This is a genomic window from Kitasatospora sp. NPDC093558 (assembly GCF_040683475.1).
In the GTDB taxonomy this organism is placed as follows: Bacteria; Actinomycetota; Actinomycetes; order Streptomycetales; family Streptomycetaceae; genus Kitasatospora.
In genome coordinates, this window is sequence record NZ_JBFBDY010000204.1 from 1 (window position 1) to 10,607 (window position 10,607).

Consider the following 10,607-nt stretch of genomic DNA (forward strand, 5'->3'; position numbering starts at 1 on the left):
GACCGCTTGTCTCCGACCGCTTGTCTCCGACCGCTTGTCTCCGACCGCTTGTCTCCGACCGCTTGTCTCCGACCGCTTGTCTCCGACCGCTTGTCTCCGACCGCTTGTCACCAGCCGCGCGACCAGCCCGTTCGTCCCCCGAGGGCTCACCCCGACGGCTCCTCCGGCGGGCGCGCCGCCACCCCCGGCCCGAGGCTGGGGAACGAGCCCGGGCCGGGCCGGGCACCCCGGGCGAAAGCCGCCGATCGCCCGTCCGGTACGGTCGGCGGTCGGCCCGGCGTCGGGCGCAACCCTGGGGGGAGACGGATGGGCAGAGCGGCCCGCAGACCACTTGACGGACCGGCACGTGCGGAGGCCGCCCGGTGACCGCGGTCCTCGTCGCCGCCGGCGCGTTCCTGATGACGCTGATCGGTGGCTTCGTCGCCCAGCGCACCGGCGACCGGCGCCACCTCGTGCTCGGCTTCGCCGCCGGACTGATGCTCGGCGTCGTCGTCTTCGACCTGCTGCCCGAGGCCCTGCGCCAGGCGCCCGGCGAGGTGCACGGAGTGCCGCAGGCGCTGCTGATGTTCGCCGCGGGCTTCCTCGCCATCCACGTGGTGGAGCGCGCGGTCGCCATCCACCGCGGCCACGAGGGCGAGTACGCCGAGCACACCCACGGCCACCAGCACGCGCACGCCCACGCGTCCGGCCGCCAGGGCATCGGCCTGAGTGCCGCCCTCGCCCTCGTCGGGCACAGCGTGATGGACGGCTTCGCGATCGGCGCCGCCTTCCAGGCCGGCACCACGGTCGGCACGGTCGTCGCCATCGCCGTCGTCGCGCACGACTTCGCCGACGGCTTCAACACGTACACGATCACCCGGCTCTACGGGAACAACCGGCGCCGCGCGCTGACCCTGCTCGCGGCGGACGCGATCGCCCCGGTCTCGGGCGCAGCGATCACGCTCGCGTTCACCATCCCCGAGCACCTGCTCGGCCTCTACCTGGGCTTCTTCTCGGGCTTCCTGCTCTACCTGGCGACCTCCGACATCCTCCCGGAGGCCCACAGCCCGCACCCGTCCCGCAACACCCTGCTCTGCACCCTCGCCGGGGTGGGCTTCATGTGGCTGGTGATCGGCTTCGCCAACTAGGGCGGCCCTGCGCGTCCCGGCCGACCGGCCCGGTCAGCGGCCCGCGTACCGGGTCTCGGCGGCGCGCAGCACGCGCAGGACCACGTCCTGGTCGGCCGGGCTGACCTCGCCGAAGTACTCCTGCGCCACCTCGTGCCGGACCAGCCCGATCCGCTCGACCGCCGCGCGGCCCGCCTCGGTCAGCAGGATCCGGACGGCCCGCCGGTCGGCCGGGTCGGGGCTGCGCTCGACCAGGCCGGCCTCCTCCAGGGCGTCGACCACCGTGGTGGCCGAGCGCGGCGCGATGTGCAGGCGGTCGGCGAGGTCGCTGAGGCGCATCGCGCGGTCCGGGAGTTCGCAGCCGGGCGCGTGGGCGAGCGTGCGCAGCGCCCGGGCCTGGCCGGGGGTGATGCCGTAGGGCTCCAGCCGCTCGCTGGTGCGCCGCCGGATCCGCTTGATCGCCCGGGTCATCGCGTCCGCCAGCTCGGCGGCGGTGTCAGCCGAGCCCGCCGAGCCCGCCGAGCCCGCCGGGCCCGTCCGGGCGGTGGGGGAGGAGTGCGCCGGGTCGTCGGTCGGCGTGGTGGTCATGGGCGGTCTCCTCGGCAGGCGTCCGCCCAAGCGTATCGGCCGGTCGGCGGCCCGCGACCGGCGGCGGACAGGCGCTGCGAGCGGGTGCGGACCGGTGCTCCGGGCGCGGGCGGACGACCCCTGCGGAAATATGTTGAGCCAGGCTCAGTATCCAGGTTAGCGTAGCCGCAAGTGAGGGTGCCCTAAGTGCCCTCCCCGGAACCTGGAGGGCCCGTGCCCCGCTCCGAAGCCCGCGTCGCCACCGACCGCCCCGCCCGCTACGCCAAGCAGCTCGCCGCCCACATGGGCCGCAAGATCGAGACCGCCTTCTCCGAGGAGACCGGCCGCGGCACCCTCACCTTCGGCGCCGGCACCGCCACCCTGGAGGCGCAGCCGGACGCCCTGCTGCTCGTCGTCGAGGGCGAGCGCGAGAACCTCCCCGGCCTGGAGGACGTCGTCGGCCGCCACCTCGTCCGGTTCGGCGCGCGCGACGAACTCGTCGTCGAGTGGCATCGCGACAACGGCGAGCCCGGCCTCGTCCACCGCAACGAAGAGGAGCCGAAGGACGAGGAGCCGAAGGACGAGGAGCCGAAGGGCGAGGCCTAAGGGGCTTAAGGCGCGTCCGTCCGCTCGGGCCCGGGCAGCCGGCGCGCGAGCGCCCACAGCACCAGGACGGCCACACACCAGCTGGCCACCACGTCCAGCACCCAGTGGAAGTCGCTCCACACCAGCCCCGCGCCGACCCCGGCCGCCAGCAGCACCGCCGCCGCCCGCAACCCGCGTGCGACGCGCACCCCGGTCGTCCGGGCGAGCAGCAGCACCGCGACCCCGTACGACAGCGTCGCGGTGGCGGTGTGCCCGGACGGGTACCAGCCCCACTGCCCCGGCACCAGCGGATCGCCGAGCGGGCCGGGACGGGCGAACGCGGCCTTGGCCGGGACCACCAGCAGCGGGATCAGCACCGCAGTGAGCGCCGCCACCGGCAGTGGCAGCCACCAGCGCGCCGCCCCGGCCCGGCGCGAGCGCCACGCGGCCAGCCCGCCCCCGGCCAGCAGGGCCGGGATCGCGGGGAAGGTGCCGCCCAGATCCGCCAGGGCGTGGCCGGCGCGGGCGAGCAGCGCGCTGTGCAGGTCGTGGTGGGCCGTCGTGACACCGTGCTTGACCCACCGGTCCAGTCCGAGCAGCGGCCCGTCCACCACCACCTGCCACGACACCACCAGCAGCAGGAGTGCCGCGACGAGCGGCACCAGCGGCGAGACCACCGCCCGGCCCAGGGCACCGAACAGCCGCCCCGGAGCAGGGGGGAGAGCTCCGGGGCGGCTTGGATGATCGCCGTTCCGTGCGCCCCGGGGGGTGTGGGTCGGACGGTCGGTCGATCGGCCTTCGGTGTGCACCACCCCTGGCGGGGCGGCCTGGTTGTCCTCGCGGTCCCCGTGCGGACCCGCACCGGTCGGCGGCTCCGCGGACGGCTCCGCCAATGGCTGAGGCTCGCTGTCCATCTGCGATGACACTACGTCAACGGTCCTTCCACGCCGAGCGCCTTCAGTGATTCCGCACATCATCTTCACCGCCCACCGGGCAACCCTCCGGCCCTGTGAACGATCGGCCCGCGCATCTCCATGAGGAGACCTCATCCGGGGCGCCACCACGCGGAAAACCGAACGGCCCGCGGGGACCTTGGCAGGTCCCAGCGGGCCGTTCAGCGCTGTCCGGACAACCCTCCGGCGGGGGTACTCGCCCGGTGGGGGCGCTCACCGCGTCAGACGCCGGCGAACGCGCCCTCCAGGATGTCCAGGCCCTCGTTCAGGAGGTGCTCGGGGATGACCAGCGGCGGCAGGAAGCGCAGCACGTTGCCGTACGTGCCGGCGGTCAGCACCACCAGGCCCTCGGCGTGGCAGGCCTTGGCGATCGCCGCGGTGGCCTCGGCGTTCGGCTCCTTGCCGCCAGCCTTCACCAGCTCGATGGCGATCATGGCGCCGCGGCCGCGGACCTCGCCGATGATGTCGAACTTCTCCTGCATCGCCCGCAGGCGGCCCAGCATGATCTCGCCGATCCGCTGCGCCTTGCCGTTGAGGTCCTGCTCCTTCATGGTTTCGATGGCGCCCAGCGCGGCGGCGCAGGCCACCGGGTTGCCGCCGTAGGTGCCGCCGAGGCCGCCCGCGTGCGCGGCGTCCATGATCTCGGCGCGGCCGGTCACCGCGGCCAGCGGCAGACCGCCGGCGATGCCCTTCGCGGTGGTGATCAGGTCCGGGACGACGCCCTCGTCCTCGCACGCGAACCACTGGCCGGTGCGGCAGAAGCCGGTCTGGATCTCGTCGGCGACGAACACGATGCCGTTCGCCTTCGCGTACTCCACGATCGCCGGCAGGAAGCCCTTGGCCGGCTCGATGAAGCCGCCCTCACCCTGGATCGGCTCGATGATGATCGCGGCGACGTTCTCCGCGCCGATCTGCTTGTTGATGATGTCGATCGCCTGCGCGGCGGCCTCGGCGGCGCAGTTCTCGGCACCGGTCAGCCAGCGGTACGGGTAGGCCACCGGCACGCGGTAGATCTCCGGGGCGAACGGGCCGAAGCCCTGCTTGTACGGCATGTTCTTCGCCGTCAGGCCCATGGTGAGGTTGGTGCGGCCGTGGTAGCCGTGGTCGAACACCACGACGGCGGTGCGCTTGGTGTAAGCGCGGGCGATCTTCACCGCGTTCTCGACCGCCTCGGCGCCCGAGTTGAACAGCGCGGTGCGCTTCTCGTGGTCGCCCGGGGTCAGCTCGTTCAGCTGCTCGGCGACGGCCACGTAGCCCTCGTACGGGGTCACCATGAAACAGGTGTGCGTGAAGGCGGCCAGCTGCTCGCTCGCCTTCGCCACCACGGCCTCGGCGCTGTTGCCGACGTTGGTCACGGCGATGCCGGAACCGAAGTCGATCAGCGAGTTGCCGTCCACGTCCTCCAGCACGCCGCCGTTGGCGCGGGACACGTACACCGGCAGGGTCGTGCCGACGCCGGCCGCCACCGCACCCAGCTTGCGGGCCTGCAGCTCCTGCGACTTCGGACCGGGGATCGCGGTGACCAGGCGGCGCTCCTGCGGGAGCGGCGTTGCGGCGCTCATGGGTTTCTCCAGACTTCTAGGCTCGATGCTTCGCAGGCTACGGCCGCCCCCGGGGACCGGGCATGCGCCACTCGGTAGCACTGCGCCGTCCGACTTGTCCGGCACGGCCAGCGCGGGTGGCACGGTTACCCGCAGGCCCCGCTCCACTACATTGAGCGCGGGCGTGTCGCCGGTACGGCGGCATGGGTATGGCGGCACCGACGGCGGTCGGGCCGGGCGGGCGAGGGAGCGGGGCCGTACACATGGCACAGGACGGGGCACACCACCACGGCGACCGGACCACCACACCCCCACCCCCCATGCCCCACCAGCGCCCCGGAGCGTCGCAGGCAGGGCCCTTCAACCTTCCGGCGTGGGTGGCGACCCCTCGGCCGGAAGCGGCGCCGGGTATCTATCGGCAGGGACACGAGCCGATCAACCCAGCCCAGGCCGAAGAGGCGAAGGTGCCCACCGGGCAGCTTCTGTGGCGGGCAGTGCTGAATCTTGTCGCCACCTTCGCGACGTACTACATCGGCACGTTCATTCTGATGTGGGTGACTGGCACGTTGTTCGGCTGGTTCGTCGGGACGTCACCTGAACAGTTCAACGTCGTCCAGATACTCATCAATCTGGTGACGATCAGTTGTGCTGCGGCAGTGTTCTGGCGGACCGGGCGGTGGCGGGAGGTCTGGCGACGGTTCCTCACCCCGGCGGGTTGGCGCAAGAACATTGCGCCCGTGCTTGCTCTGGCAGTCACGCACGAGGGGCCGACTCCGGTGAGACCGGCAGCCGAACCGGCGGCGGTTCCCGCTGCCGACCCGTGGATCGTCCAGCGCGTGGGCGGAGCGTCGGACGCGGCTGCCAAGCTGGACCGCTCGTCCGTCGGCGATGTCGACTACGTACGGATCCAGCGTGCCTGGGAGTCGGCGCAGGCGGACGCTGCGTTCGTCCCGGCGTTCGTCGATCAGGTCATGGCGAGGGGTGGTGCGGCCTTCGCACACCCGTCCGAGAGTCGTGACCTCTTGGTCCGAAAGGGGCGGCACGACCTGTTGCTGCAACAGGTCCGTCTGGGGACCACCCAGGACGTGGTGAAGAACCCGCCGACCCACAGGGCCACCGGGTTCGCACTTGACCCCACCTTGCTTGGTACTTCCCTTCTCGCTGTGGGCCCAGCAGGGACCGGCAAGACAGCCCGTTTGGCGAGGCCTATTACCGAGGCGCTGTGCCTTCAGACGCTCGCCGGTACGGCGTGCACAGTGGTGATCGGCGCAACGGAGTCCGACCTCGGACCCGAATCCTGGTACGACGTGGTGATCGCACCGGGCGAGCCGGGTTCGGCCTACGGGCTGGACCTGTACGGAGCGACCCAGGATCCCGATGAGGCAGCTGCCCGGCTGGCCGAGGCGCTGCTCCCGGACGAGTTGAACGCTCGTGCGGAGAGCGCTCGAACGACGCTCCAGCAGGTCGTCGGTCCGTTCAAGACGGCCTATGGGCGGTACCCCGGGGTGCGTGAGTTGCGGTCCCTGCTCGCGGGTGAACCCGACATCCTGGACCCGTTGGTGAAAGCCCTCCGTGCGTCCGGGCAGCTGGCGCTCTACGAGCGGGATCTGGACCACCGGCAGCGGCAGCAGGGGCGTGCCGATGACCCGGGCGTGCTCTTGGCGGACCGGCTGGCCCTGCTCGACCGTCCGGCGTTCGAGGGGGCGTTCGCCACCGATGGCACGGGACGCATGCCGTTTGCGATGCGTGTTCTGGACCACCCGTTGAGGGTTCGGGTGAAGCTGCCAGAGCGGAGCCACCCGGAGGCGGCCCGGATTCTCTCCCGACTGGTGGTGGGGCAGTTCGTCGTGGCCGCTGCTGCGCGAGAGGACCGTTCGCTCTTCGCCGGGCTGGTAGTGGATGATGCTTCGGCCGCGTTGGACGCCAACACAATCCGGGGTCTGCAACGGATGCGGGGGGCCAACGCAGGCGCAGTGTTGCTGCTTCGTACGTTGATGGATCTACCCGAGGCGTTGCGGACCCAGCTGTTCGGAGCGGTGGGGTGCCGGATGGTCTTCCCGGGCATCGCCCCTTGGGACGGGAAGTTCTTCTCCGAGGCGTGGGGCACCCATGTCGTCCACGAGACCGAAGTGACCCACACGCCCGACACCTCCGGTGGGGTGGTGCGGCGGGCCGGGCGGATGGGGCGGAAGGCGTTGTCGGGGACGACGGCGCAGACGGAGTCGGTGACGACGCGGGATGTGGAGCGGTTGCGGTGGTCGCCGTCGGATCTGGCGCACGCGTTGCCGGCGGGGCATGCGGTGGTGTCGTTGACGGCGGTGTCGGGGGAGCAGGTTCCGCCGCTCCTGGTCGATCTCCGGGGCTGACGCGGGCGAGGCGGCAGAAGTCGCCTTCGCGGTGGATTCGGCAGTGCCGGTTGTCCGGGGCGTCCATAATGAAGGGGAGAGACCCTCACCGGATCCACTGCCCTCTCCTCGCCCGGCCGCAATGGCGCGGTCGGGTCGTTCCCCCGAAGGTGCCATGCCTCCCACACTCGCCTCCGTCGTCCGCAACAGTTCGCTCCACCTGACGGTTCTCGCCGGTGCGGACCACTTGGAGCGGCCGGTCCGCTGGGTGCACACCAGTGAGCTGGACGACCCGACGCCGTTCCTGGAGGGTGGCGAGCTGCTGCTCACCACCGGGATCAAGCTGGGCCGCACGGCCGCGCAGTTGCAGGCGTACGTGCACCGGCTGGCCGATGCCGGGGTGGTGGGGCTCGGGCTGGGGGTGGGGTTGTCGCACACGGAGGTGCCGCAGCCGCTGGTGGACGCGGCGGCGCAGCGCGGGCTGCCGTTGTTGCGGGTGCCGGAGCCGACGCCGTTCATCGCGATCAGCAAGGTGGTGTCGGCGGCGCTGGCCGCGGAGCAGTACGAGGCGGTGACGACGAGCTTCGAGGCGCAGGAGGAGCTGACCCGGGCCGCGCTCGGCAAGGACGGGACGACGGCCGTGGTGCGCCGGCTGGCGGCGCGGCTGGGGGGCTGGGCGGCGCTGTACGACGGGTCGGGTGCGCTGTCGGTGGTGGCGCCGGACTGGGCGGCGCGCCGGGCGGGGCGGCTGGCGGCGGAGGTGGACCGGCTGCGGCGGCGTCCGGCGCCGTCGAGTGCCGCGCTGCAGGGGCGGTCGCCGGGGATAGACACGGCGGACGAGGACTACGTGGTGGTCCAGTCGCTGGGGGCGGACCGGCGGGCCCGGGGTTTCCTGGCGGTCGGCACCGAGGACCGGATCACGCCGACCGAGCGGTACGTGCTGAACGCGGCGGTGGCGCTGCTGACCCTCACCCTGGAGCGCTCGCGCGAGCTGCGGCAGGCGGAGGAGCGGATGGGCGCGGCGCTGCTGCGGATGGTGCTGGCGGGCGAGGTGGCGACGGCCCGGCAGGTGGCGGTGGGGCTGTTCGGGGGGCTGCCGGAGGGGACGATACGGGTCCTGGTGGCCGGGGCCGGGCCGACCGCGGACGCCGCGGACGCGCTGGTCGAGCTGGGGGACCGGGCGGAGCAGGCGGGTTCCCGGGTGGGCGAGAAGCTGCTGGTCGCGCGGGAGGACGGGACGCACGGGCCGCGGCTGATGGTGCTGGCGCTGGACAACGGCGCGGTGCACCGGGCCTGCCTGGGCGTCGTCGAGGAGCACGAGGGCCTGTCGCTGGGCGTCTCGGCGCCGGCGGTGCTGGAGGAGGCGGGCACGGCGCACGCGCAGGCCGAGCGGGCGCTGGCGGTGGCGCTGCGCGGTGGCCGGCGGTCGGTGGACCACGAGGAGGTCGGTGCGGGGTCGCTGCTGCCGCTGCTGGGCGAGGACGCGGTGACGGCGTTCGCGGAGGGGCTGCTGCGGCCGCTGCGCGAGCACGACCGGACGGCTCGCGGTGACCTGGTGGCCTCGCTGCGGGCGTGGCTGTCGCGGCACGGGCAGTGGGACGCGGCGGCGGCCGACCTGGGGGTGCACCGGCACACCCTGCGGTACCGGATGCGCCGGGTCGAGGAGCTGCTCGGGCGTTCGCTGGACGACACGGACGTCCGCATGGAGCTGTGGCTGGCGCTCCGCTCCGGCGAGGAGTGACGACCGAGGAGTGACGACCGGGGAGTGACGGGCGGGGAGTGACGGGCGGGGACTAGGAGGGCCAGGCGTCGCCACAAGCGGCGGCTACAGCGCCCCCGCCCCGAACGCCTGGACGGGATGGAGTGCCCCCCGGGCCGAACGCTCCTCGGCGGCCAATCCGGTTGTCGCGCCCCCGCCCCTACCCTCGGGTTCGGGCTCATGTTCGTGGGTCCGACGACGACGAGGAGAGGGCCGGTACCACGGTGACCACCACGTACGATTTCTGGCTCGCCGGCCGCCGGGCGAGCGGTGACGCCGACTTCGAGGTGCACAACAGCTGGGACGGCCGTCCCGTCGGCCGGGTGAGCATCCCGACCGAGGCCCAGGTCGACGAGGCGCTGGACGCCGCCGTCGCCGCCCTGCCGGTGTTCGCCGCGACCCCGGCACACGTGCGCGCCGCCGCGCTGGACCACGTGGCCAAGCGCCTGGCCGAGCGCACCGAGGAGATCGCCCGGCTGATCACCGCCGAGAACGGCAAGCCGATCAAGTGGGCCCGTGGTGAGGTCGGCCGCGCCGTCTCCGTCTTCCGCTGGGCCGCCGAGGAGGCCCGCCGCACCAACGGCGAGACGATGCGGCTGGACACCGACCCGGGCGGCGTGGGCCGCTTCGCGGTGGTGCGCCGCTTCCCGCGCGGCGTGGTGCTGGGCATCGCCCCGTTCAACTTCCCGCTGAACCTGGTCGCCCACAAGGTCGCCCCGGCGATCGCGGTCGGCGCCCCGATCATCCTGAAGCCGGCCCCGGCGACGCCGCTGTCGGCGATGGTCCTGGGCGAGATCCTCGCCGAGACCGACCTGCCGGCCGGTTCGTGGAGCGTCCTGCCGGTGCCGAACGACCGGATGCCGGCGCTGGTGCAGGACAAGCGCCTGCCGGTGATCTCGTTCACCGGTTCGGACAAGGTCGGCTACCAGATCATGGACTCGGTGCCGCGCAAGCACTGCACCCTGGAGCTGGGCGGCAACGCCGCGGCCGTGGTGCTCGCCGACTGGTCCTCGGACGCCGACCTGGACTGGGCGGCCACCCGGATCGCGATGTTCGCCAACTACCAGGGCGGCCAGTCCTGCATCTCGGTGCAGCGGGTGATCGCCGACGCGTCGGTGTACGACGCGCTGGTGGAGAAGGTCGTCGCCAAGGTGCAGGCGCAGGTCACCGGCGACCCGAACGACGACGCGACGGACGTCGGCCCGCTGGTGGACGAGAACGCCGCGAAGCGCGTGGAGTCCTGGGTGGACGACGCGGTCGCCAAGGGCGCCAAGGTGCTGGCCGGCGGGACGCGCGAGGGCGCGTCCTACGCCCCGACCGTGCTGGCGGACCTGCCGGGCGACGCGATCCTGGCCAAGGCCGAGGTGTTCGGCCCGGTCATGTCGCTGCACCGGGTGGACGGCACCGACGAGGCGTTCGCCGCCGTCAACGACTCGCCGTTCGGCCTGCAGGCGGGCGTGTTCACGCACGACCTGCAGACCGCCTTCCGGGCCCACCGGGAGCTGGAGGTCGGCGGTGTGATCATCGGCGACGCGCCGTCCTACCGCGCCGACCAGATGCCGTACGGCGGCGTCAAGGACTCGGGCGTCGGCCGCGAGGGCGTCAAGTACGCGATGGCCGACTACACCGTCGAGAAGGTCATGGTCCTGACGGGCCTCGACCTCTAAGCAGGGACGACCAAGCAGAGACGACCAAGCAGGGACGACTCAGCAGAACGGCGGATGCGGGCCTGGCCCCGGTTAAACCCAACC

At 72.7% G+C, this 10,607-nt stretch carries 8 protein-coding genes; 5 read left to right on the forward strand and 3 right to left on the reverse strand.

What is annotated here, in order from left to right:
* The first annotated feature begins 398 nt into the window (after positions 1-398).
* Complete coding sequence (locus AB0O00_RS19915; protein WP_363653542.1) at positions 399-1,127, forward strand: ZIP family metal transporter; 729 nt, start codon at positions 399-401, stop codon at positions 1,125-1,127.
* Between the two features lie 33 nt (positions 1,128-1,160).
* Here the strand turns inward: AB0O00_RS19915 and AB0O00_RS19920 are convergent, their stop codons facing one another.
* Positions 1,161-1,694 (reverse strand): MarR family transcriptional regulator, encoded by a 534-nt coding sequence (locus AB0O00_RS19920; protein ID WP_363653528.1) that lies wholly within the window; start codon positions 1,692-1,694, stop codon positions 1,161-1,163.
* 213 nt (positions 1,695-1,907) lie between these two features.
* Between AB0O00_RS19920 and AB0O00_RS19925 the strand changes: the two genes are divergently transcribed.
* Positions 1,908-2,279, forward strand: coding sequence for a DUF2218 domain-containing protein (locus tag AB0O00_RS19925; protein WP_363653530.1), 372 nt, complete (start codon positions 1,908-1,910; stop codon positions 2,277-2,279).
* Positions 2,280-2,284: 5 nt separating this feature from the next.
* Here AB0O00_RS19925 and AB0O00_RS19930 read toward each other — a convergent pair whose 3' ends face one another.
* A complete protein-coding gene (locus AB0O00_RS19930) occupies positions 2,285-2,935 on the reverse strand; it encodes a phosphatase PAP2 family protein (RefSeq protein ID WP_363653532.1) in 651 nt (216 codons plus the stop codon).
* A gap of 497 nt (positions 2,936-3,432) precedes the next feature.
* The gene (gabT, locus tag AB0O00_RS19935; RefSeq protein WP_363653534.1) at positions 3,433-4,773 is read right to left on the reverse strand and encodes a 4-aminobutyrate--2-oxoglutarate transaminase; all 1,341 of its coding nucleotides are present in this window, start codon (positions 4,771-4,773) and stop codon (positions 3,433-3,435) included.
* Positions 4,774-5,129: 356 nt separating this feature from the next.
* Between gabT and AB0O00_RS19940 the strand changes: the two genes are divergently transcribed.
* The 3 genes from AB0O00_RS19940 (at position 5,130) to AB0O00_RS19950 (ending at position 10,523) form a co-directional block, all read left to right on the forward strand.
* On the forward strand, positions 5,130-7,118 hold the full coding sequence (locus tag AB0O00_RS19940) for an ATP-binding protein (RefSeq protein WP_363653536.1): 1,989 nt from the start codon (positions 5,130-5,132) through the stop codon (positions 7,116-7,118).
* Positions 7,119-7,272: 154 nt separating this feature from the next.
* Complete coding sequence (locus tag AB0O00_RS19945; RefSeq protein ID WP_363653538.1) at positions 7,273-8,838, forward strand: PucR family transcriptional regulator; 1,566 nt, start codon at positions 7,273-7,275, stop codon at positions 8,836-8,838.
* A gap of 242 nt (positions 8,839-9,080) precedes the next feature.
* A complete protein-coding gene (locus AB0O00_RS19950) occupies positions 9,081-10,523 on the forward strand; it encodes an aldehyde dehydrogenase family protein (protein WP_363653540.1) in 1,443 nt (480 codons plus the stop codon).
* Positions 10,524-10,607 lie beyond the last annotated feature (84 nt).

Coding starts and splice junctions, on each gene's coding strand:
- AB0O00_RS19915 (WP_363653542.1), top strand. CDS start 399: ATGACGCTGATCGGTGGCTTCGTCGCCCAGCGCACCGGCGACCGGCGC.
- gabT (WP_363653534.1), bottom strand. CDS start 4,773: ATGAGCGCCGCAACGCCGCTCCCGCAGGAGCGCCGCCTGGTCACCGCG.
- AB0O00_RS19920 (WP_363653528.1), bottom strand. CDS start 1,694: ATGACCACCACGCCGACCGACGACCCGGCGCACTCCTCCCCCACCGCC.
- AB0O00_RS19945 (WP_363653538.1), top strand. CDS start 7,273: ATGCCTCCCACACTCGCCTCCGTCGTCCGCAACAGTTCGCTCCACCTG.